At 65.1% G+C, this 23,361-nt stretch carries 20 protein-coding genes; 11 read left to right on the top strand and 9 right to left on the bottom strand.

Translation table 11 applies throughout. The annotated features are described in order from the left end of the window. The 5 genes from ACFPGP_RS03065 to ACFPGP_RS03045 form a co-directional block, all read left to right on the top strand. On the top strand, positions 1 to 1,052 hold a 1,052-nt coding region (locus ACFPGP_RS03065; RefSeq protein ID WP_465263243.1), incomplete at its 5' end, for a glutamate--cysteine ligase. Positions 1,053 to 1,299: 247 nt separating this feature from the next. After that, entirely contained in the window at positions 1,300 to 1,506 is a 207-nt protein-coding gene (locus ACFPGP_RS03060; protein WP_378586699.1) for an Lsr2 dimerization domain-containing protein, read from the top strand. A gap of 287 nt (positions 1,507 to 1,793) precedes the next feature. Further along, positions 1,794 to 2,312, top strand: a complete 519-nt coding sequence (locus ACFPGP_RS03055; protein WP_378586696.1) for an SHOCT domain-containing protein — start codon at positions 1,794 to 1,796, stop codon at positions 2,310 to 2,312. A gap of 15 nt (positions 2,313 to 2,327) precedes the next feature. Next, a complete protein-coding gene (locus ACFPGP_RS03050; RefSeq protein WP_378586693.1) occupies positions 2,328 to 3,410 on the top strand; it encodes an HNH endonuclease in 1,083 nt (360 codons plus the stop codon). Between the two features lie 274 nt (positions 3,411 to 3,684). Continuing rightward, positions 3,685 to 5,184: a hypothetical protein gene (locus ACFPGP_RS03045; RefSeq protein ID WP_378586690.1), complete on the top strand. Its 1,500-nt coding sequence runs from the start codon at positions 3,685 to 3,687 to the stop codon at positions 5,182 to 5,184. A 65-nt stretch (positions 5,185 to 5,249) separates the two neighbouring features. On the opposite strand, the gene ACFPGP_RS03040 is transcribed toward ACFPGP_RS03045, so the two are convergent. Beyond that, positions 5,250 to 6,029: a nuclease-related domain-containing protein gene (locus tag ACFPGP_RS03040; RefSeq protein ID WP_378586688.1), complete on the bottom strand. Its 780-nt coding sequence runs from the start codon at positions 6,027 to 6,029 to the stop codon at positions 5,250 to 5,252. A 404-nt stretch (positions 6,030 to 6,433) separates the two neighbouring features. Here ACFPGP_RS03040 and ACFPGP_RS03035 point away from each other — a divergent pair, with 404 nt between their 5' ends. Genes ACFPGP_RS03035 through ACFPGP_RS03010 form a run of 6 tightly spaced genes read left to right on the top strand, consistent with a single transcriptional unit; the run spans position 6,434 to position 13,445 of the window. Beyond that, positions 6,434 to 6,694 (top strand): hypothetical protein, encoded by a 261-nt coding sequence (locus tag ACFPGP_RS03035; protein ID WP_378586685.1) that lies wholly within the window; start codon positions 6,434 to 6,436, stop codon positions 6,692 to 6,694. 4 nt (positions 6,695 to 6,698) lie between these two features. Beyond that, positions 6,699 to 7,058: a hypothetical protein gene (locus ACFPGP_RS03030; protein WP_378586682.1), complete on the top strand. Its 360-nt coding sequence runs from the start codon at positions 6,699 to 6,701 to the stop codon at positions 7,056 to 7,058. Continuing rightward, positions 7,051 to 9,555 carry an ATP-binding protein gene (locus ACFPGP_RS03025; RefSeq protein WP_378586680.1) on the top strand — a complete coding sequence of 835 codons (2,505 nt, stop codon included), beginning with the start codon at positions 7,051 to 7,053 and terminating at the stop codon, positions 9,553 to 9,555. The genes ACFPGP_RS03030 and ACFPGP_RS03025 overlap by 8 nt, the downstream gene beginning before the upstream one ends. Continuing rightward, entirely contained in the window at positions 9,552 to 11,387 is a 1,836-nt protein-coding gene (locus ACFPGP_RS03020) for a hypothetical protein (protein WP_378586677.1), read from the top strand. The genes ACFPGP_RS03025 and ACFPGP_RS03020 overlap by 4 nt, the downstream gene beginning before the upstream one ends. Further along, positions 11,387 to 13,144 carry a M23 family metallopeptidase gene (locus tag ACFPGP_RS03015; RefSeq protein WP_378586674.1) on the top strand — a complete coding sequence of 586 codons (1,758 nt, stop codon included), beginning with the start codon at positions 11,387 to 11,389 and terminating at the stop codon, positions 13,142 to 13,144. Before ACFPGP_RS03020 ends, ACFPGP_RS03015 begins: the two co-directional genes overlap by 1 nt. A gap of 19 nt (positions 13,145 to 13,163) precedes the next feature. Then, a complete protein-coding gene (locus ACFPGP_RS03010) occupies positions 13,164 to 13,445 on the top strand; it encodes a hypothetical protein (RefSeq protein ID WP_378586671.1) in 282 nt (93 codons plus the stop codon). A gap of 419 nt (positions 13,446 to 13,864) precedes the next feature. On the opposite strand, the gene ACFPGP_RS03005 is transcribed toward ACFPGP_RS03010, so the two are convergent. The 8 genes from ACFPGP_RS03005 to ACFPGP_RS02970 all read right to left on the bottom strand — a co-directional run bounded on the left by ACFPGP_RS03005 (position 13,865) and on the right by ACFPGP_RS02970 (position 23,339). Then, positions 13,865 to 14,281, bottom strand: coding sequence for a universal stress protein (locus tag ACFPGP_RS03005; RefSeq protein WP_378586668.1), 417 nt, complete (start codon positions 14,279 to 14,281; stop codon positions 13,865 to 13,867). 355 nt (positions 14,282 to 14,636) lie between these two features. Next, a complete protein-coding gene (locus tag ACFPGP_RS03000) occupies positions 14,637 to 15,473 on the bottom strand; it encodes a hypothetical protein (RefSeq protein ID WP_378586665.1) in 837 nt (278 codons plus the stop codon). 75 nt (positions 15,474 to 15,548) lie between these two features. Continuing rightward, a complete protein-coding gene (acs, locus tag ACFPGP_RS02995) occupies positions 15,549 to 17,543 on the bottom strand; it encodes an acetate--CoA ligase (protein ID WP_378586663.1) in 1,995 nt (664 codons plus the stop codon). A 28-nt stretch (positions 17,544 to 17,571) separates the two neighbouring features. Then, positions 17,572 to 19,236, bottom strand: coding sequence for a flavin reductase (locus ACFPGP_RS02990; RefSeq protein ID WP_378586661.1), 1,665 nt, complete (start codon positions 19,234 to 19,236; stop codon positions 17,572 to 17,574). An 83-nt stretch (positions 19,237 to 19,319) separates the two neighbouring features. Then, the gene (locus tag ACFPGP_RS02985) at positions 19,320 to 19,772 is read right to left on the bottom strand and encodes an ester cyclase (protein ID WP_378586660.1); all 453 of its coding nucleotides are present in this window, start codon (positions 19,770 to 19,772) and stop codon (positions 19,320 to 19,322) included. Between the two features lie 150 nt (positions 19,773 to 19,922). Beyond that, the gene (locus tag ACFPGP_RS02980; protein WP_378586658.1) at positions 19,923 to 20,885 is read right to left on the bottom strand and encodes a MerR family transcriptional regulator; all 963 of its coding nucleotides are present in this window, start codon (positions 20,883 to 20,885) and stop codon (positions 19,923 to 19,925) included. A 147-nt stretch (positions 20,886 to 21,032) separates the two neighbouring features. Beyond that, positions 21,033 to 22,532: a 4-hydroxyphenylacetate 3-hydroxylase N-terminal domain-containing protein gene (locus ACFPGP_RS02975; RefSeq protein ID WP_378586656.1), complete on the bottom strand. Its 1,500-nt coding sequence runs from the start codon at positions 22,530 to 22,532 to the stop codon at positions 21,033 to 21,035. Between the two features lie 60 nt (positions 22,533 to 22,592). Next, positions 22,593 to 23,339, bottom strand: a complete 747-nt coding sequence (locus ACFPGP_RS02970) for a cyclase family protein (protein ID WP_378586653.1) — start codon at positions 23,337 to 23,339, stop codon at positions 22,593 to 22,595. Positions 23,340 to 23,361: the final 22 nt, after the last annotated feature.

Here is a 23,361-nt window from a genome sequence, read left to right as displayed (position 1 = left end):
GCGGGAACGGCGTGCGGCCATTCAGGCGCGATCAACCACCCACGGAAGCGTCAGATGAGCCAGATTTCCTGATTTCAATTGCTGGCGAGGAACGAGTGCACGTACTCAGCCCTTCCGTCGCACCCTCCAGCCTGTGTAACAGCCTGACCATTCGGACAGTGATCTCTCCCGATGATGTGGCGGCGTATTGGAACGCGGCTGGATGTCTGGCTGGCATCCAAGTGGCCGTGGGCGCAAACTCGCCTACGTTCCTTGGGAAGTTACTCTGGCACGAAACGAGAATCCCCCTTCTGGAACAGTCCCAGGACACGCGGACGGAAGAGCAGAAGGCCCAAATGAACCGTCCCCGGGTCTGGTTCGGAGAGCGATGGATAACTTCAGCTTTCGACCTATTCGAAGAGAACGCTAGGTACTTTTCAGCGCTGCTTCCCAAGATCGACGAAGAGGACCCGCTCGTCGCGCTAGAAGGTGGTGGACTCCCGTGTCTGCAGGAACTTGTCCTGCACAACTCAACCATCTTCCGGTGGAATCGACCCGTCTTTGACGTCGCCGACGGACGCGCTCAGCTCGGGATAGAGAATCGCGTACTCCCGGTCGGGCCCACACCGGCGGACATCGCGGCTGACTGCGCTTTCTACATTGGGCTGATGCGATCTTTCGCCGAAGATGAGCGCCCGCTCTGGACGAAGTTGTCATTCGACGCAGCTGAGGAGAACTTCCACACCTGCTCACAAAATGGCATCACTGCAACGATCTATTGGCCAGGGCTGGGCCTGGTGTCAGTGACTGACCTCGTACTTCAGCGACTGCTGCCGCTGGCTCAGGACGGCCTGGCCAGAAGCCAGGTCGATGGCAAGACGAGCGACCTGCTGCTGGGAAACATTGAGCAGCGTTGTGTAACCAAGCAAAACGGAGCGACCTGGCAGCTCAACGCAATCAGACAACTTGAAGCTCGTAACCTGAACCGGCGGGAGGCGATCCGAGACATGACGGCGCGGTACGTGGACCTCAGCGAGACTGGTCAGCCCGTGCATACATGGGCAGGGGTCTAATGCATGGGCGGGATGCCTGATCTGGACGCCAGTCGGCCCTAGAACCGCCTAGTGCATCCCTTCCCGGGGAATGAAAATCCATCGTGCGCGTCTCGCGCGAACGTGCCGTAGTGCGTCGTCTTCGGTATGTCTTCGGTACGTCAAAGGCGCGAAGCGGCGGCGTCTATCCGCCGCGGTGAAGCCGCGTCGGCATAGAGTGACGCTAGAGGTCTCGGGACCGTTCATCGTCTTGAATGAGGACCCACTCTTGCAGCGAACGATCACCGTCCACATCGACGACCTCGATGGTCGCCAGATTCGCCCGGGCACCGGCGGCACTGTCTCCTTCTCGCTCGACGGAGTCGACTACGAGATCGACCTCTCGGCAAAGCACGGCCGGGAGATGCGAAAGGTGCTCGACCCCTACATCGCAGCAGGGCGGCGAATGCCGAAGACTTCACGCAAGAAGCGCTGAGGGAGCGGATTCTGCCTGTGCCTTGAGGCGGATGGTGCGGATACCCGTGCGTGCAAGGAAACGCTGCGCTGTGCGCGTCCCTCCGCCGCGTTTCACATTGACGCGTCGAGGGTTGAGCCGACCGAATCGTCCTGGACCGACGCCTGCGTGGACGAGATGTCGAATCAAATGTGTCGGCACAAGCGCGAGGTGCGAGTTCGCGCACAAGTTGGCTGTCTCGCGGATACCGTGGTCCGCGACACCGGCGCCTGGGGAAGCCTGTGGTGCCACAAACGATTGGGGGAATCGTGGCAGAAGAGCGCAAGGGGTTCTGGGCATCGCTGATGCCGGATCCTGACGAACTCGCTCGAGGGATGGTGGACAGCGCCACCACCATGAAGATCTACAAGGACGGCACGTTCACGGTGCAGAGCACCTTCGCCAAGGAATCGGCACGCGATCGCCTCATCGGGTTCGACCACGACGCAGATTCGATGCGGCGCAAGTCGGTCACGGGCAGGAGTGGCGCGGCCATGATGACTGGCGGGCTGTCGCTCCTTGCCTCGAACAACCGAGGAGTGATCTACGTGACGGTAACGGGCGAGAACACGAAGGTCCGCACCTTCACCACCCGCAACCCGAGCGGCACGCAACTAACCTCGATCCGGTCCTTGAAGGCCGCCGCGGAGACCGTGCTTGCGCAATCCGTTGGAGCAATCCCGGGGGGTGAGGTGTCAGCGCAGTTGAAGCAACTGGCCGACCTGCACGCCGCCGGAGCTCTGTCAGCGGATGAGTTTGCAGCCGCGAAGAAGCGCTTGCTCGGCTGACAGCGCCTCCACCCCGTGGGGCGCCAGAAACGCTTCGCTGGAAAAGACAAGACAGCCGGCAGCCAGCACCGAGGTGTGAACTCATTCAGACCCGTCGGTCAGCTCACCTGGCTCGCGTTCGAGACCACGACGAGATCAGAAGGAAAACTCGGTTCCATGGATGTTTTGACAGTACTCGCGGTGGCTGCGCTCGCGGTCTGGGCGGTTGTGCGGATCGTGCGGTACATCCGCAAGGAGCGCTATTTCGCCAGCGAGGAGTTCGCGGCGCACAGGGATGAAATCGTGTCTGTGGTCGCCGAGCACAATGAGGTCGGCCAGTACGCCGCAGAGATCAGTGCTCGAGGCTCCTTCCGGATCGGTGCGACGGCCACTGGCGCACAGGCACACCTGGCGACCTCTCAAAACACAAGTAGTTGGAACTACCGGCGAGACCGCAACCTGGCGAACTACCAAGCTCCCAACGTGCACAACTGCTCGCTGCAGGTCACGCGCAACGCCAGCGCCGACCCGATCAAGTACGTGATGAAGTACTTCAATATCAAGCCGAGCGAGCAGACCCTAGAAGATGTCGAGCGTCTCAACGAGAGCATTGCGCGGCTCGAAGCCACACTCAGCAACCTCCACGAACGGGAAGCCAGCATCACGCGATCGGTCGACCCCCCACGCTTCATCCTGAAGCACTACGAACACGAGTTCATGCAGCAAGTCGGAGTCGAACTGGCACCCATCTCGGTCCCCTACCCGACGTACGTCTTCGAGTATGTGAGTGCGGGAGGTAACAGTTCGCAGCGAACCACAGTCACGCTTGACACCCCGACGCTTGACGCGCTTATCGAGACCCTCGGACAGAAGATTCGTTGGAAGAAGAGCGCTGCTGGCCAGCGAGCGCTGATGACGAGCAGGCTTCGGTTCTTTATCAAGGAGCGCGACAACCACACTTGCCAGAGCTGCTCGGTCTCCGTAGCAGCAGAGCCACACCTCCTGCTCGAGGTGGACCACATCATGCCAGTCTCCAAGGGCGGAATGTCCACCCCGGAGAACCTCCAGACGCTCTGCTGGCGGTGCAACCGAACCAAGTCGAACAAGGTCCTCCAATAGACCCGTCACTCCGGAAGCGACTCACCACCGCTGCGATGGGCGACCCACGCGACCCTCCCCCACATCAGGCGACCGACAGCCCTCGTGGTCACGACGCCGCCTCCGCCAGGGGTCTTCCCGAGTTGTGTGCCACAGCGGCGGGCCCGCCGCGCCGAGTTGGCTCGACTGGGTCAACTTCCGCCCCGGAACGCTTCGGTCCGGGTACCGTCGCGCCCAGCGATTCGCCATTCACCGCGAGGCGCAGATCAAGGATCTCTCGGGACGGGGGCAGGTAGTGGCTGAAGAGGCTTGGCACGAGGCAAGGCTCATCCCAACCTCCGGTATCAACGGAGCAGAGGAGCAGGAGCGGCGCGCGACCTCGGCACTGCTCGCGGTGCTCGGCGCGGTCAAGGAGTTCGGTCGGGCGTTCGTGAAGCCGTTTGGCGCACCGTCGGGCGCCATGGAGTGCTTCATCGAGGTGCCGTTCACCTTGGGCGAGCAGCGCCTCTACCCCGATGGGCTCATCCGCGTGTCGCGGGGCGCGAAGTCGTGGACCGCTCTTGTCGAGGTGAAGACCGGCTCCAACCAGCTGGGCGCCCCGCAGCTCGAGAACTACCTCGACATCGCCCGCAACGAGGGCTTCGACGCCGTCATCACGATCTCGAATGAGATCCCAGCCATCGCCGGGCAACACCCGACCAAGGTGGACCGCCGCAAGACCCGCAAGGTCGCCCTCCACCACGTCTCTTGGTCCCAAGTCCTGGCCGAGGCTGTGCTTCAGAAGGAGTTCCGCGGCGTTGCCGACCCAGACCAAGCCTGGATTCTCGGCGAGCTGATCCGCTATCTCGAGCACGGCAAGTCGGGCGCTCTGGAGTTCGATGACATGGGCGAGGCCTGGGTCGCCGTCCGTGACGCAGTCGCGACCGGCACGCTGCGCTCGCAAGACAAGGGGGTGCCTGAGGTCGCCGCCCGCTTCGACGCGTTGCTGCGGTTCACCAGCCTCCAGCTTGGCCGCCAGCTCGGTACCGAGGTCGTACCGGTCTTGTCCCGGAAGGAGATCGCTGAACCGACGCTCCGCACACAGGTACTCACGGAGTCTCTTTGCCAGAGCGGCGTCCTCTCCGGCACGATCCGCATCCCCGACACCGTCGGCCCTCTGGTCATCACCGCCGATCTCCGCGCCTCAACGATCACCTGCCACGTCGACGTCGAGGCGCCCAAGGAGGGGCGGGCGACGACTCGCGTGAACTGGATCGCGCGACAACTCAAGAACGCCCCTGGCTCTACCCGTGTCGAAGCCTTCGCACATCACTCCCGCGGATCATCGGCGGCCGAGCTTCTGGCCACGGTGCGAGAGAACCCTGCGAGCCTGGTCGCAGACCCGGCCCGGGAGCTCCGCGCCTTCCGTGTCGCCGCCACGACACCGCTCGGCAAGAAGCGGGGTCGGGGACGGGGCTGCTTCATCGACTCGGTCCTCGTTGCCGTCGACGGCTTCTACGGCGACGTCCTCGGGTCCGTGCGGGCATGGGCCGCAGCGCCTCCAAAGCTGCGACCCAGCCACCCCACGGCTCCAGACATCGACGAGAACATCCCCGCCGCGCTGGCCTCGGCCGACTTCTCCTCGCAAGACGAAGTCAAAGAGCCTGAGCCGGCTTCAGACCCCCTCACGTTCGAGGCTCGGAACCTCGACTTCGTCGTGGCCGACCCGACCGGCCTCCAGGCACAGGAGCCACAGCCAGGCGAGCCCTCAATCGATGAGGGCGCCTCCGCCTCCGGGAGCGAGTCCACCCCCTAGGCAGAACCGCTGGACGGGACTGCACCACGAGACCCACGGGCCGTATGGCTCGATCATCGTTAGGGTCACGCCTCCGGCTGGGCCGCCCGTTGCGTGGTCGGGTCCCAAGCCATCCGCACAGCGTCGGCCACCTGTCGGACCCGCGTTGGTGCAATCGCCGCCGGGCGCGACCTCAGCCAGCTGACGAGCTGGTCGCCGTGGACGTACGTGCATCGCCCTTCGGCGACATCCTGAGGAAAGTCGGCCCAGATGACCATCACTGGGGTCACCCAGGTTCGTATGCGGCTGGCGGACAGGATCTGTTGATGCGTCTGGCGAGCAAGCCGAAGTAGATGTGCATCCCCAGCCTGTCGGTAGGTAAGCGCGGGGTCGTCGAGCCGGCGTACGGTGACGCCCTGGTCATCGACACTTACAACGCCACCGAGGCGTTTCGAGTCAAGCAGGTAGACCCCGGCTGGGACTATGACTATGTGGTCAACGTTGCCCCGCCCCATGGGTAGATCGTGAAGGACGATCCATCCCTCGTTCTCGAGCTCACGAAGAGCTCTCGCGGTGGCCTGCTCCCCCCAGGCACCTGACTGCCAGTTCTCGATCCACCCCGGCGGTGTGAGGCGAGCGAGCAGCCAGAACGCGAGGGCGGCGCCGCCAAAGACTCCGAAGCACCAGGCGAGGGGCGGCCAGATGCGCGCCGCGCCGAACGAAGCGACGAGGATCGCTCCGCAGACAAGTGCCACCACTACGAAGGGCTTTCGGTTGCGACGACGCCAGGACCGGAGCAGCTCGTCGTACTTCTCCTGAGCCGAATCCCCGGGTGCCTTCCCCCAACTAGACATGGCAAAGAGCATCTCCCACTCCGCGCCTGCGAGGAGCTGATTGGGACGATTCCGCGTGACCGGCCCGACTCGAGATTTGTCCCGGCCGGGACAGCGTGCTCGTCGGCACGCCGGCATCGGAGCGGCGTTTGGCGCTCCCCAGGGACGTCCGCATTCGTCCAGCCACCGGGGTGTCTGCGTCCAATCCATGCATGTGGGACTTAGTGACGTGGCCAATAAGGCAGGTCGGGGCGTTCTCAACCGATTGGTACGGCACCGATGCCACTTATCCACAGGCCCGGCGTGCCCTCTTACGAATGGGCACCGGATTGCGCGAGCGTTGTGCCCAAGCAAGAACGCTGAAGTGTCCGTGCTCGCTCGGGAGAGACGGCCGATCGGCTGGCTACCTCGACGAGCCCTTCTCGGGAGGTAACACCATGTCCAAGCAGGTCAGCCAGATCATCGTGATGGCCCCAGACTTCAACTCCGACGGCATCGTGGAGTGGGGCGTCAAGAACATCATCCCCATCGTTCTGCTCGTCGTCGGGATCGGCATCATCGCGAGCGCCCGCAAGGGACAGATGAGCCAGAACGCCATGACGATCACCAACATCATGCTCGGTTGCATCGTCATCGCCGGCGCCGCTCTCTTTTACGGGTTCGCGGACAACATCGCGAGCTTCGTCTTCGCGGAGTGACGCCGTGCTGATCCGACCCGATGACGAGGTATACCGCGTCGACGCGGTGTGGCTCGGCCCGAAGGGCTTCACGCTGCCCTGGTCCGCTAGGTACTCGGCGTACGGCATCTGGCTGGTGCTGTTCGTGTCCGTGCTGCTGGTCGAAGCGGCACTTCCCATCCACGTGTCAGTCCCGCCCGTCTGGGAGCTGGTGCTGACGATCCTGGCGACGTACGCCCTCACCGGCGTGATCGACCACGATCGGCCTCTCTCCAGCGTGTGGGAACTGCTCCGCACAGAGCTCGCTGCTCCGGGCGGCACGAAGGTGAGGCGTCAGGTCGCGCTCACACCGCGCGTTCGGGTGAGGGGGCCGCAGCATGCGTAGGCGGGAGAAGGACCCGGTCGACGAGGCGGGACTCGCTCTTCGCAACATCGAGGGCCACCTCTGCTTCAGCCGACACGAGGCCTGGGCCTGGTACGCGCTACCCACCCAGCCCTGGTCGTTCCGATCGGACGGACAGCGGGAGCTGCTTCTGTTCGGCATCGGAGACGCCTTGGCCTGGCTGGCCGGCCATCGCATCCACCTCCGTGTGTCGTCACGCCCCTACCCCACGGCTGAGTGGGCACGCGAGCTGCACCGCCTCACCCCCGACGCTCTCCAATCATCGGAGTCGTGGGCAGACCACATGGTCACGATGCAGCACCACCTGCGCCACCAGACGATGGCCGAGAAGGAGGTCTTCCTCGGCGTGCGGCTCGCGCACCGCTCGGCATCGCACCGCGCAATCGGGGCTGTGTGGCGCCACCCCGGCAACATCGAGCACGCACGGCTCCGTCCGCAGATCGAGAGAGTGGACGAGGTCATTGCCCTGCCGGGCGTGGAGGGCAGGCGAGCCACCTCGCTCGAGCTCGAGTGGTTGCTGAGGCGCTCGATGGCCCTCGGGCTGCCGGCCCCAACGGAGTTGTCACCGCTTGACGACGACCCCTGGGATTCCGATGACCTGCACAGCTTCACCGACCAGGTCCTGGTCGAGACCGAGAGGCTCGGTCGCACGGTGAAGGTCACGAGTCGCGGAGGTGCGGCACCCGTCGAGCGTCACGTCGCCGTCATGTCGGTGGGCCGGCTGGAGGAGATCGAAGCTCCAGATCCGGGTCACGATCCCTGGCTCGCCCATACCGACCGGCTCCCGTTCCCGGTCGAGTGGTCCTGCCAGTTCGACGTGCTCTCCGGTGTCGACGCCCGCAAGGCGATCCAGAAGAAGCTTCTGGTCGTCCGTGACATGCAGCGTCACTTCGCCGAGCACGACCTCGACGAGCCGCTGGCCCTGGACCGTCAGGCTCGGCACGCTCGCGAGGTCGAGGACCAGATGACCCGCGGTGTCGACGTTGCTTCTGCGCGGGTGCACGGGTGGTTCCGACTGGCGGTGGCGGCGCGCACACAGGAGGAGTGCCTGGAGCGCGTTCGGCAAGTTCGGACGTCTTACCGGTCGCGGCGGGTCACCATCGAGCACCCGCGCGGTCAGTACGGGCTGCTGCGGGAGTTCATGCCCTGCGAACCGGTCTCGACTTCGGCGTACCGGCGCCGTCTGCCGACCCTGTACGTCGCGGCCGGCGTCGCCACTGCTTCCAGCCGCCTTGGCGATCGACGTGGACCGTACGTCGGGTACACGGCCGGCTCGTCGCGGAGGGCGGTCATGTTCGACACTCACTACGCGACCGAGGTCCGGGAGACGTCAGGCCTTGTTCCGGTCGTTGGCGGACTCGGTGCCGGCAAGAGCGTCCTGCTGGGACAGATCACCTACGAGGCCGTGCGACGGGGCATCCCCGCCGTCGTCCTCGACCCCTCAGGGCCATTGGCGCGTCTCACCGAGATGCCGGAACTGCGAGAGCACAGCCGGCACCTCGACCTGACCACGGCTGCGAGTGGCACCCTCAACCCCTTCGAGGTCGTGGCTTCGCCCAGCCGAGCGGCCTACGCGTCGGAAGACGCCTTCCAGGAAGCCGAGGTCTTCGCGGCACAGGACCGCAAGCTCCTGGCGATGGACGTGGCGAAGATGTTGCTGCCGGCCTCAGTCGCCTCGATGCCGAGCACGTCCCTGGTGATCTCGGATGCGGTACGCGCGACTCGGGGCGAGCGCTCAGCCTCGATGTGGGACATCGTTCACAACCTCGAGCAGGGCAGCAATCCACACGGCCGCATCGTCGCCAACTACCTCAGCGACATGGCCGAGCTGCCGCTCGCGCGGCTGTTCTTCCCGCGAGCCGATGCGACCGGCACGCAGCTCGATGCTCGCCTGACCGTCCTGACCATGCCCGGGCTCGTGTTGCCACCGCGTTCGGTCGACCGGGACCACTGGTCGACCTCCGAGCAACTGGCGGTGCCGCTCCTACACCTGGCGTCCTGGTACGCGACCCGGGCGGTTTACGGACGCGACATGCGCAGCCGCAAACTGGTCGCACTCGACGAGACCCACTTTCTCGGTGAGTGGTCCGCCGGGCGAGCACTCTTCACGCGACTCGGCCGCGACTCCCGGAAGTGGAACACCTGCGTGCTCGCTGCCTCGCAGAACCCCTCCGACGTGCTGGGCATGGACGTCGCCAACTTCATGTCGGCCGCGTTCGTGGGTCGGCTCGAGGACGAGGACGCAGCCCGCGACGGGCTCCGGATGCTGCGTGTCCCGGTGGGCGTGGGCTACGAACGCTCGCTGGCCACGCTGTCGGGTGCTCGTGGGCAGACGGCGGCACGTGAGTTCGTCATGCGCGACGTCGACGGCAACGTGGACAAGCTGCGAGTGGACCTGACCGGCAATCCGAGGCTGCTCGAGGCCCTGAACACGACCGCTGGAGAGGCGCGGCGGCCTGATCAGGAGCGGGTGGCATGACGCGTCTCATCCTGTTGCGGCTGGCCACCTTCGCCGCCGTGGTCCTGGGTCTGGCCCTGCTGCTCCCGACCCCGGCGGACGCGATCCCCGGCTTCTCGGACTGCAAGGAGGCGCCGACACCGGAGGTCCCGGGGCGCGGGATCGCAGGCTTCTTCGACCAGACGCCTGAGTCGCTCCCACCGCAGGCAGACCCGTTCGAGTCCGGATCGAGCACCACGATCTACCAGCAGTACGGCTACGCCGGCCTGCGTTGGCACACCTACGACCTCGGATGCGGCCCGGAGGCGATGCGGCAGCCGGACGCAGTCATCGGAACGGCGATGAGCAACTGGGCCATGCAGGCTCCTCTCGCCCTCACGGCACTCACCGGCTCGCTGACCAAGGTTGCCTTCAACCCCTCGTTCCTCACCGGCCTCGATCCGAGCGTCGAGCAGGTCTCCACTGCCCTGCACGACAGCCTTTTCGCATCGTGGATCCCGGTGGTCATCGCCGCACTGGGCGTGCTCATCATCTTCAAGGCACGTCGGGCGTCGTTGGCCACCACGGCCGCGGCCGTCGGCTGGGCGCTGATGGTCATCCTGATCACGACCGCGCTCTTCCGGTGGCCCGTCGAGGCGGGACACGCTGCCGACGACACCGTCACCAGCACCCTGGGCGCTGTCGTCTCCGAGCTGGACGGCCACGGAGGCAACGTCGACCCAGGAACGGCCGTCGCATCGGGCGTCCACGACCAGATCCTGTACCGATCATGGCTCGCCGGGACATTGGGCAGCGCCGACAGCGAGACGGCCAGGAAGTACGGGCCGGAACTGTTCCGTTCGCAGGCCTTGACGTGGCGCGAGGCCGCGGTCCTCGAGAGCGATCCCGAAGAGGGCCAGCAGATCATCGAGGACAAGCAGGACGCCTGGAAGTCGACCGCCGAACGGATCGAGGACGAGGATCCCGAGGCGTACGAATACCTGACGGGCCGTCGGTCTGAGACCCGGATCGGGTACGCCATGCTGGCCACCGTCGGAACCTTCTTGGCGCTGCCGTTCCTGCTGCTGTCAGCGCTGCTCCTTGTGGGCTGCTACCTCATCGTCCGGCTGGGCGTGATGCTCTTCCCCGCTTTCGCGACGCTGGGTGCCTTCCCTGCCTCGCGAGGGCTGGTGGTGGGACTGGCACGCACCGTCGGCGCGGCGGTGATCAACGCGATCATCTTCGGCGTCGGCGCGGGCGTGACCGTGGCGGTACTCGGCCTCCTGCTCGACCCTCAGGGTGCGCCGGCGTGGCTGGGTCTCGTCCTCATGCCGATCTTCAGTCTGATCATGTGGGTGGCGCTCCGACCGTTCCGACGACTCACGTCCATGGTGAGCGCCGATGGTGACCACTTCCGCAGTACAGCGGGAGGCATCGGGTCCACGGCGAGATCGGGTGGCCGGTTGGCCAAGGACGTGACCAAGATCGGTGTCGCTGCCGCCACGGGTGGCGCAGCTGCTGGGGCCGTCGTCGCGAATGCACAGGAGGAGGCCAAGCCGGCGCCTCCTGAACGGGCCGAAGCTCGACCGACTCCTGTCTCGCCGGCTCGGCGGCCCACGGGCGCACTGCCGGCTGGCCGTCCAGCGCCAGCCACTGAGTCGCAGGCGCCCAGGACTCCCGAACCGCCTGCCCCCCGGCAGGGACCTGGCCCAACTACTGACCGCTCAGCGCCACGACACCGGGAGCTCGAACCCGGCTTTGTGCCCACTCCCAGCGGTGGCACAGTGCCCATGCCTCCGACCGAGCCCGAGTGGTACGACGGGGAGGATGTCTACCCGATCTACCACCCGTCGGACGACCTCGAGGCGTCGTGATGCAGCGACGCGGAAGGGCCTTGCTGCTTGTCGCCGTAACGGGTGCACTCGGGTTGTTGTGCGGCGTGCCCCTGTTGATGGTGATGGTCCTGATGGGCGGCGCCACCGATCTGGATGACATGTGTGCCCCCGGGTCGGGGTCGATCGTGCTCGCAGCCGACGCAGGAGCGGCCCACCTCGACGCACGGCAGCGTGCCAATGCAGCAACTATCATCGATCAGGGCATCCGCATGGGCGTTCCTCAGCGTGCGATGGTCGTCGCCCTCGCCGTCGCGCACCAGGAGTCCGGCTTCCGGAACTATGCGAACGACGGACGCGGCGACGACCTGGAGGCGAGCCAAGCGGGCATCGAGGCTTCGCTCGATCTGCCACACGAGGCGGTCGGCACGGACCACGGATCGCTCGGCATCTTCCAACAGCAGTTCCCGTGGTGGGGCACCATGCGCGAGCTGATGGATCCGCCGACGGCCGCTCGCAAGTTCTACCAGCGGCTGCTCAGCGTCCCGGTCTGGACCCAGATGGACTACGGAGTTGCAGGGCAGGCGGTGCAGCACTCTGCGTACCCGGACGCGTACGACGACGACGTACCGCTTGCCATGCAGCTTCTGGCCGAGGCCGAGGAGCGGTCGAGCGGTATCCAGGAGGCGTCGTACTTCGGGTCTGTCCCCCAGGGCGACTGCGCTGCGACGGCGGCGTGGAACGGGGAACGCGTCTTCCCGCTGGCGCCTGAAGCGACGTACATCGATCTTCAGAACTGGGGGAACGCCGGCTCGCACTGGGAGAGCACGCACACGGGCACGGATCTCTCAGCGGCGTGCGGGACAACTGTCCTGGCGGCAACGGACGGAATCGTGACAGTTCGGACCGACCAGGACTGGGCGGGTCGATGGCTGGTGCAGATCAGCGCTCAGCGCCGGTCCGTGTCGACCTGGTACGCCCATATGCAAAGCATCGACGTCGACACGGGGGACCGGGTGGCCGCTGGCGAGCGCATCGGTGTTGTCGGGGATCTCGGCAACGCCACAGGGTGCCACCTGCACTTCGAGGTGCACCCCGAGGGCGATGACGCGACTGCGGATCCATCGGCCTGGTTGACGGAGGCGACTCACAGCGCCGCGGAGGGGGCCGGCGTGTCATCCGTGGCCGACGCCTCTGGCGGAAGCCCGGTGACGCTCGTGCAAACACGGCTTCCCGACACGATGCGCGGTGACCCTCTTAGACGAGCTCTCGCCTCAGTCCTCTCGAGGAGATCCGACGTCCTCGTCCTGCAGGGTCCGTCGGGACGAAACGTCCATGCGGCGATTGCTCGCGCCCGAGGCGTCTGGGCGTCTTGGTCAACCGCCCGCGAAACGTCTTTCGTCTGGTCCGCGGACCGCTTCGCTCTGGGCCGGCACGGCATGGTCCGCCAGGACGCACCGTGGGCCCTCCTCGAGTCGGATCAGGGAACCCTCCCGATCGTCAGCCTCTTGAACGCCGATCGAGACGGAATCGCCACGAGTCATCTCCGCCTGCTCGATCAGCTCAACGACGCCGGCCTGCCGCCAGCGGTTGCGCTGAGCTCGCGCCAGCGGCAGTTGGAAGCTGTCGACGACGAGCTGAAGGACGTCGGCATCGCCGCCCAGTGGGCGGGTGCGCGATGCGCTGGCGCGACAGTTGTCCCGGGGTTCGCGCTGAACGCGGACTACCTCGCCACGGGAGATCACGGTTGTGCGGCGGGGTCGGGCCAGTCATTCTGGCTCGAGATGCGTCCACGGTGACGAACTGAGGGGGTTCCAGGTGTCCGGGCAGCAAGCCAAGCGCCTCCCCTACTTCGGGGCGCCGCCGGTACGCGAGCCACGTCGGGTCCTCGACGAGCCTTCGCTGCGCGGAAGGCGCGTCATCCTCTCCACTCCGGAGGGCTTCGTCTACGACATGCGAGCGGTCAGTTCGACACGTCAGGACGCGACGGGGCGCACAGTGCTCGACGTCGTGACAGAGGAGGACTACTTCCGGTGGATGTTCACGCAGGCTGAGCCAGCTCGACGGACGTTTCCCGCTGAGCTCGTCTGGGTCGAGTAGCGGCCGAGGACGGCGCGCCAGCGCCGGCCGCCAGGCCGCGCGCCGGCGGAGCCGGCGCCTTGACTGACTAGAGAACAACTCGGCAATCGGTGCCGTTGGGACATCCACCGCTGGATTGGCTCCCCCCTCCCGCGGGGGCGGAACCCTTGCCGCGGGAGGGGAGGCAGAGGTGGCGGCGCTCCGGCCGATACCGACCGGCTGGAGCGCCGCACGTGCGGCGGAGCCCTTGGGAGCGCCCCAGGAGCGTCACGCCGCGTTGTTGTGGCTGCTGCCCGCGTCCGTCAGGGGTCAGTGAGGACGCGGTGGCCACACTCGAGCTCACCCTGCCCGGTTCAGGAGATGGAGTGAGCGCGAGGCCCTAAGTCTTTGGAGGAGCCTCCCTTGGCAAGACGGTTGTTGCCCAGGCGTTGCGTATGCGGTCAGTGGACGACCAAGACGTCACACGTGGCATGACGAACCACGCCCTCGCTCACAGAACCCGCGAACAGGCGCTTGATTCCGCTCATGCCACGCCTGCCAACGACGATCACGTCGACTCCCGTTTCCTGAGCAACGTGAGTAAGTGCCTCTGCCACCTCACCCACGGGCGCCTGGAACGTCTCGCGCAGTTCAGCCTTCGCGCCGGCCTTCGTCAGCAGTTCGTGAGCCTCGCGCAGGTTCTCGGCGTGAGACCGAAGTTCGCCCTTCTCCACCTTCGCGCCCGACGCATGGAGCGCCATTCCGGTGGAGTGAGCCACGCTAACCACGAGCACGGGATCGGTGCCCGCAATTGCTGCGGCGCGGTCCAGCGCACGCCTCGCGCACTCTGAGCCGTCGTAACCGAGCAATACCTTCATGACAGCCTCCTGGAACTGAACATGCGGTCAGACCGGACCCAGTCGGGTCCGCGTCAAGGGCTCCGCGTGTCGCTGCGGAGATGATCCCGAGGGTTGGCCGACAGGCTAGTAACCTTCCTGCACAGTGTCAAGGACGGCGAACACGGCAGGCCAGACAACTGCCCCCCAAGTCCTCATCGTGCGCCAAGATCCCCAGCCGGGTCGCAGCTAGGGGAGAGGTCGGAATGGACCGCTCGCAGCAATGCCTCGTTGGTTCGAGCGAAGGTCTCTGCGGACGAGCGTCCAGTCGCCGATTCAGCGATCCGCGTCACATGGGCGACGAGCTGTGCCACCACCCCGCTCACGCCCTGCACCGCTAGCTGCATGACTGGCGGCCCGGCCCGTGACAGAACTCGGCGGGTAGCACGACGGGTGGCGCGGGACGTTGGGAAACGCCCGAGCCCGAGGTCAACTGGATGCGGATGAGCGCGCCTGCCGGCAAGGAAACTGGGTGGTCGATGGTTGCACCGCCAACCAGGCGCTCGGCTTCAGGAATCGTAAGCACACCCGCTACGCCGTTCACGACGCATCCGTAGCGCCCGGGCACCGGGAGACACGAGGATGTTGACAGGCGTACGGCAGTCCTGGTGGTGGCCTGGCATCGTTCGCCTGGTGCGATGGTGGCTACCACTTCTGGGAAGGAACCCAGCAAGGACGCTGCCCGGCTGACGTCACCTCGCTCGATCAACTCGCGAATTCGCGTGGACGAGACCACTTCACCATCGACGCTCACAGTCCTCGCAACACGAACTGCGAACCGCCCGTCGGCAGCCAGGCTCTCGGGCGTACCGGCCGCCTTGAATCCGAATCGAAAGCTAGCACCGACGTGGACGTGGGTCGCGCGGAGGGCGTCGACAAACACTTCCTGGGTGAATGCGTCTGGAGTCTGGCGCGACCGGGACTTGTTGAAGTCAATGACCACGAGCTCGCGAACTCCAAGTGACTCCAGGATCTCGGCCCGATGCGCCAGGGTCGACAGGTGCTTCGGTGCAACGGCAGTGCCCACCACAGCTCGAGGGTGTGGGTCAAATGTCAGCACCGTGTCACAGCCCTTGATCGTGCTGCGATGACCGATATGGATCCCATCGAAGAAGCCCGCCGCGACACGGCGCTCTCGAGGGCGGACGCGATCCAAGGAGATGATGGCGATCATCGGCGCATTTCCCTGCGTTGAGCTCGATCGCGTCCGACCCTGGCTGTCCACTGAGCACAAATCTCGGTCGGCATCTCACTCAGCCACAGAGGCAGTCTGGGCAGCCGAGATCAGGTCCATGATCGATGAGTCAGCGAGCGTCGTGGTGTCGCCAACCGCACTGCCTTCCGCGACGTCGCGAAGGAGCCGGCGCATGATCTTGCCGGATCGGGTCTTGGGAAGCTCCGGCACAATCATGATCTGGCGCGGTTTGGCGATGGGACCAATCTCGCCGCGGACATGGTCAGTGAGTTCCTCGAGGATGTCCGGTCCACCGTCGCCCGCTTCATTGCGAAGAATGACGTAGGCGTAGATCGCCTGGCCCGTGTCTTCGTCCTTCGCCCCCACCACCGCGGCCTCGGCGACCTTGGGATGCGACACGAGCGCCGACTCAATCTCAGTGGTGGAGAGACGGTGTCCTGACACATTCATTACATCGTCGACCCGGCCCAGCACCCACAAGTGGCCGTCATCGTCCTTCTTGGCGCCATCACCGGCGAAGTACCACCAACGATCTGGATCGACACCACCACCCCTGAAGCGCGACCAGTACGTCTCGATGAACCGTTCGTTATCGCCCCAGATCGTGCGGAGCATGGATGGCCACGGCTCGGTGAGGACGAGGTAGCCGCCAGACCCGTTCGGCACCGACTCGCCGGCTTCGGAGACAACGTCAGCCTCGATACCGGGGATCGGGATCATCGCTGACCCCGGCTTTCCAGCCGTCACACCGGGCAGGGGGCTGATCATCACCGACCCGGTCTCGGTCTGCCACCACGTGTCGACAACCGGCGCGCGGTCTCCCCCGATGATCCGTCGATACCAGATGTAGGCCTCGGGGTTGATCGGTTCACCCACCGATCCGAGCACCCGAAGCGTCGAGAGGTCGTACTTAGCCGGGATTGCCTCTCCTTGCTTCATGAAGGAGCGGATTGCGGTCGGGGCGGTGTAGAAGATTGAGACCTTGTAGTCCTCGATGATCTTCCACCAACGACCAGGCTCGGGGCTGTCCGGAGTGCCCTCGAACAGGACCTGTGTCGCACCATTGGCCAGCGGGCCGTAGACCAGGTACGTGTGACCAGTGACCCAGCCGATGTCGGCTGTGCACCAGTACACATCCGTGTCGACCTTCAGGTCGAAGATCGCCCAGTGCGTGTACGCCGCGGCCGTGAGATAGCCGCCCGTGGTGTGCAGGATGCCCTTGGGATTGCCCGTCGTGCCGGACGTGTACATCACGTACAAGGGGTGTTCTGAGTCGAATGCCTCAGGCTCGTGAACGGAGGAAACATGATTGACGGCTTCGTGCCACCACGTGTCAACGCTGTCGTCCCAGGCGACCTCTTGGCCCGTGCGCCTCACGACGAGCACCTTCTTGACCCGGTGCCCCTCCTCCGCCGCCTTGCGACGCGCACCGTCGACGGCGGGCTTGAGGGCGGAGGCGGTACCCCGCCTGTAGCCGCCGTCTGCCGTAATGACGAAGTCGGCCCTGCAATCGACGATGCGCGCCGCGAGGGCTTCCGACGAGAAGCCGCCGAAGACGACGGTGTGGAGGGCACCGATGCGGGCGCACGCCAACATGGCCACGACGGCCTCGGGGATCATGGGCATGTAGATGACGACCCGGTCACCCCGGGTTACGCCGAGGTCAAGAAGCGCATTGGCAGCGCGGCATACGTCGGCGTGGAGCTGGGCGTAGGTGATGTCACGCGTATCGCCTTCCGGCTCGCCGACCCAGTGCAGCGCAACCTTCTCGCCCTGCCCGGCTTCAACGTGTCGATCCACGCAGTTGTAACTCGCGTTGAGCTTGCCGCCGACAAACCACTGCGCGAAGGGTGGGTTGTCCCAATTAAGTACGCGGTGCCACCGCTGATTCCAAACGAGCCTCTCTGCCTGCTTCGCCCAGAACGACTCCCGGTCGGCGCTTGCCTGGGCGTAGGCCTCCTCACCAAGGTTCGCCTGCTCGGCGAGCTCGGTCGGAGGAGCGAACCGCCGGCCCTCGTGGCTCAGTGATGCCAGCGCGTCGCTGCTCATGTGAATGGTGACTCCTGATTCGGTTTGACTAGATGTCTGGGTGCTTGGTGGCGACCTGGTATGCGCCAGCGTGGAAGACCAGCGGGTCGCCCCCGGTCGCCGAATAGCGTTCGATCTCGCCGACGAAGATGACGTGGTCGCCGGCGTCGTAGGTGGCAACGGTGCGGCATTCGAACGCGCACACCGTCTCGCTCAAAAGGGGCAAGCCCACAAGCCCTTCCGTCACCTCAACGCCAGCGAACTTGTCCTTGAGCGGCGTGGCGAACTGGCGTGAGAGAGCATGCTGGTGGGCGCTGAGGACGTTGACAGCAAAGTGGGAAGCAGAGCGGAAGTCACCGACGCTTGGGGCGGACTTGGCGGGACACCACATGACCAGCGGCGGATCGAGGGAGACGGACGCGAACGAATTAGCGGTCATACCGATGCGCCGCCCGTCCGGAGCCCGGCTCGTCACGACGGTCACTCCGGTGGCGAACTGGCCGAACGCGTTGCGCAGCGCTCGCTCGTCGAAGGCCGCGGTCAGTTGCTGCTGCTTTTGCTCGAGAAAGTGTCGGGCTTCCCCAGCGTCGAACCACCAGGGGTAGAAGAGTCGTGGGTCGTCGAACCCGTTGGCGATATCTGCTGCTGCTGCACGGTTGTCCGCAGCCTCGATCAGGAGCTGCTCCAGGTGCTGAGGCGGCTCCACCAGCAACGAGTTTGTCCACTGGACCGACCACTGACCCCAGCCCCGCCAGTACTGGTCGAAGGTGCGCTGCATCCAGATGGAGTCGAACTCGTTGTCTCCTTGACGAATGATCGCGTCGAAGTAGGCCTCGGCAGACTTGGCCGCATGGTTCGATCCTTGACCAGTGAGCGGATCGTTCAGGACGACCGCGTCGGCCATGCCTAGCACCAAGACTCCACTGGGGAGTTCGCTGACGGCGTGACGGACCGTCGGTGTGATGCGGCCGCGAAGAACACCCATGGGGTCAGTCAGGGTCACATTGGCACAACGGTCGGCTTCATCGGGGAAGTACTTCTCCAGAAGCTCCAGGCTCCTGGTCAGTTGCTCCTCGGGCGTCTTCACGTCCTCCCAGCAATCCAAGGGACCCCCGGGCACACCTTCGAACACCATGATGTCGCAGGCGCCGGAACACGTCAGCGCTGGGAAGACGAAGTACTCACCCACGTCGGGGATCCGCGTGTACGACAGTTCATCGTGCTCGCCCCGCGACTTGAGGCCATGGACGTATGCCATGGCGATGACACGTTGCGGCTTGTCGAACCTGGATTTCTCGACGTCGCGCCGGAAGATGCGACCCAGGTCGCCCTTGCCGGTCGAGACCACGACCAAGTCATTCTCGTCGGCGAGCGTCTGAAGGTAGTTCAGATCGGCCGAACGGATCACCAGGTTTCCGCCCTGCTCGGCGAACTCCTCCACCCAGGCCGAGACCTTGACGCGTTGGTCGACTGACTGCGCTGCCCCTTCGAAGGGCGCTTGCCAGCTGGTGACGACATCGCTGTCCTCACGAATCGTGAAGCGGACGCCCTCGATGAGCGGGACGTCAGCATCCCAGTGGTTGAGCCCGTGGGATCGCTCGATGTCCAAGGCAGTCTCGAACATGAGCTGGCTGGACATTACCGGTCCACTGCGTACCTGATCCGGAGTCCGATCCGTGACCAAAGTGACGTCGTAGTCCCTCTGCTGCAGCATGAGGGCAAGCTGGGCACCTGCCTGGCCTGCGCCCACAATCGCGATACTTCGCACAGCCACACTCCCTTCATCGCGCGCGGTGGTCAGTCGCCTGATCCGACAAGCTGGGCACCGTCACTGTCGTGCTCGGCCGGCGCGTCGACTGCCATCTGGCGGCCGAACGTCTCCGAGTCCCAATAGTCGGCCGACTTGGAGATCGACGCGGCTTCCGTATGGAGAACCATGACCCCGTCGAGGGACAACCGCTGACCGTTCGGCGCGAATGGCCCGAGTCTGACTGCGAGCGTTCCGGTTAGGACGTAGGTGACAGCGGCGCGCTCCTCGTCTGCGATCAGGTCGACGACGCGCCAATGGGCGTCCGGGAAGGCGGTCAGGAAGAACTTCATGCCGTCGCGGATCGTCTGCGGGCCCTGCTTCGAACGCCCTGAGTTGACCTCGAGATGCGCCGCGTCCTTGGAGTAGAGGCGCTCGACGGCGTCCAGGTCGCCGGCGTTATACGCCGCGAACAGCGCTGCAGCGATCTCGGTGGAGTTCACCTGACGATCCCTTCAGTCCCATGTGCGCTCGACACTAGGTTCCGCGCGCCACCATCTTGTGTGTGGCAAGACTATGTTTGTGCAGTAAGGTTTGGCAACCTTCAAAGGGCGGAAATCTCGACGGCGCTGATCCCGGACAACAGGCCGTAGTCAGCCACTCGTGGGCCCGAAGCGGATGACCAGCAACTGCGCGGGCTCCATCGTTCGGTTGATCCAGCGGTGAGCACGTGCGTTGTGGAACAACGCGGAGTCGCCATGGCAAATCCGAAAGTGCTCCAGCTCATCCAGAACGAGTTGGACCTCACCCGCGAGGACAAAGATGAACATTTCACCGTCACCCGTGTCCGATTGCCGATCCGGCCCCGCGCCGGGCTCCACGACGACGACCATCGGCTCCACGGCGCCAGGGACCGGCGCAAGCGAGGCCGCCGTCACACCGGGAATGCTCAGGTCGAGCGGCGTGCGTTCTGAAGCACGCACAACCACAGGGGGGCCCTCGGACGCCGTCCCTAGGATGTTGGGGACTGTCGTGTCCAGTGCATCAGCCAGGGCAAGCAGGGTCCTGTTCGACGGCATGCTCACCCCGCGCTCAATCGCGCTGATCGCAGAGGCGCTGACACCAGTGGCGGCCGCTAGGTCACGGAGAGTCTTGCGCTGTTCCTTGCGCAGACGCTGGATTCGTGCGTGTATGGCCGCGGAGGGGAAGTCGCTCGGGGTGACGGCCTGCTGGGTGTCCCAATCGCTTTCGCGAAGGAGTCGTCGGACGCCGGCGGGGTTCAGCCCGTCCTGTTGGATGAGGTCGCGAATCCTCCTGAGGCGATCAACGTCCGCTGCGCTGTACACCCGATAGCCAGAAGCTGATCGACCCGGCACGATGAGGCGCTCGCTCTCCCACGCCCGAAGGACGGATGCAGAGACTCCCAGTATCTCGGCGACCTGCTTGATGTAGAGACCCTGACCGGCTGGTTCAACTTCGTCGGCGGGGCCGTGACTCGCTCGGTCGCTAGAACCGCGACCGTTCGTGGCGCCGTTCGACGAGTTGGAACTCAACGAATCCTGCCTCTCTGGTCGGCGCCGAACCGATGTGGGCCCGCTTGACGGGATCTGCCTCACTGCAACTTACTCAGTGTCATGTGCCGTCAAGCGCATTTGAAAGTTGAACCGTACTGTCCCGGGACTCGTCACACGCGGGTCGGGCGCACCGGCGGTCGGTCCCAGGTTGGTCCCAGCCAGCGGGCTGGGACCAACCGGTCCCCGTGCCTACGCTTGCGGGAGGCCAGTGTAGGAGCGGATGAAGTTGGCCGCGTCCGACCGGTCGACGTGATCGTAGACAAGCTCGGCAACGATCGCCGGCGGGGTCGCGTTGACATTCTCGAAGAGGCCAACGCGGCCGGCCATACCACCCGTAGTGAGGTCGAACACGAAGTTGAAGAACCGGTTCTTCTCGCGCGCGCTCACTCCGTGCCCCGGGAGCATCTCCTCGAGGCGGGGACCGAACTCAGGATGGTTCCACACCTTCTCGGGCCAGCGAGAAACCAGCCCCTGGCCACAGAGATCCTGGATCCTGTAGAGGATGTTCGGGTACTCCTGAATCGAGTAGAGACGTCCCGCGGCAACGAGGCCCGGCTCAGGCACCTGGACGCCACACCACTCGACGGCACGCTCGACGCTGGCGAGAGAGTAGGAGCGGAGCGTCTGGGCATACATCGAGATCTGAGCGATCGTGTTCCGCACCCCCGGGATCTTGTCCGTGCCGAGGATGTCGGCGATGATCTGCGCAGTCCCAGCAAAGAGTTCAGCCCGGTAGCCCAGACGAGTCATGATGTGCCAGAGGGCGTACGCGCAGCTCTCGTGGTACAGCGTGAGCAGCTCGAGGTTGTGGAGGCTGAAGACGTACTCCTGCGGGATGAACACGTCGTCGAAGATCATGAGCTGGTCCATCTCCTCGCCGCGCGAGTCGATTGGGTGATCCTCAGATGACGCGTCGAGCTTGATCGTCGGCTCGCGCATGATCAGCGACAGGCCAGGCGAGTTCACCGGGATGGCCGCCCAGATGGCGGCGTCGCCCGAGAGGCCCCCGCCGAGCACAGTGGAGAGGGTGAAGAAGTGCGTCAGCGCACCCATGCTCCCTGCGACCTTGCTTCCACGGAGGACGATTCCGTCGGGCGTCTCCTTCACCACGCGCAGCGTGCCCGGGCGGTCGTTCCTCGGCACGGTCCGGTCTGACTGGGTGTCGAGGATCAGGTCGGTGCTCAAGGTGTTCAGGGATCCGGACTGCGCCACGAAGTTGCGGATGTTCTGAGCGAACTCAGGATTCTCCTTCTCGACCCGGTCGATGATGCCGAGGAACCCCAGGGCCATGGCGGGGCCGTAGTCGGGGGGCCTGCCGAACATGCCGAGCGTCTGACGCGTGATCGCCTTGTTGGCGAGACGCTTCTTGTACAGGTCGTCCTTCGTGATGGGAACCTGCCAACCGACGGCGCGGCGAGTCTGGGTCTCCGGGTCGATGTAGGTGACGTCATCCTGGGTCGCCGGGTTGAACTGGAGGTCCATGACCTCCGCCACCGTCGCAACGGTCCGCTTCAGGTGAGGGTGCGTCGTCACGTCTTCGATGTCGTTGCCGTCGGCGTCGACGATGCGACGACCATCGCGCAGGGACACCTTGTACTGCTCACCGTTGAGCAGGTGTGGTTCGGGGCTGCCCGCAAGTGCATCCTTGATGGGCTTGAGGCGCTGCTGGGCCTCGGTGTTGTCTGGCATCTCGCACTCCCTAGTGCAGTTGGTGGTGTGACTCGGCGCGAACGCCGCGGCAGGTCTTCTTCAGTCGCTCAGGACGGCGATGGCACGGATCGGCGAACCGGTTCCCTCGCGGATGTTCAACGGCAGGCCCCAGTAGTAGAAGCGCTTGCCGGCTAGGCCCTCCAGGTTGCAGAGGCTCTCGGTGTTGACGATCTGGTGCTCCCTGCAGACCGCGTGGGCGATCAACCCCATGTCGTCGGACTGGTCGATGGACACGGCGTCGATACCGATGTTGACCACTCCTCGGTCGGCCAGCCACTCAGCTGACTCCCGGTTAAGGCCGGCGTAGTCAACGAGGTACTCCTGCCCGGGGTAGGTGCGGTCTCCGTGCCCCGTGTAGAGCAGCACGATGTCACCGGGACGAATCAGCGAGCCTGCCTTCTCATTGGCCTCCTCGAGATCGGAAACAGTGATGTTGTCGGGGTAGCGCACGTGCGAGACATCCAGGCAGCATGCGTCGCCGTAGTAGTATTCGAGCCGGATCTGGTCCATGGAGGGACCGTCTCCGTCGTACTCGTAGATGGCATCGGCGTGCGTGCCGGTGTGCTCGCTAATCAGAAGGTTGTGCGACTCGAACGGCGCACAACCGAACAGTTTCGGCGCGTCCTCGCGCTCGTGGTTGACCATGATGAAGGGGCGCTGGTGGGCAGGGAAGATCGGCATGCCCTGGTAGATCTCGCGAGTAAGGTCAACGACCGTCACGCCGCGGTCGAGAAGATGCGCGCCGCCCTTCGGGTGCGGGTCCTTCGTCGATGGACTCCTGGTCACGACTTGCTCTCCATTCTCGTTG

It is taken from the genome of Nocardioides taihuensis, assembly GCF_042657275.1.
GTDB lineage: Bacteria > Actinomycetota > Actinomycetes > Propionibacteriales > Nocardioidaceae > Nocardioides > Nocardioides taihuensis.
The sequence above is the reverse complement of the archived record's forward strand: the minus strand, read 5'-3'. Positions and strand labels throughout refer to the sequence as shown.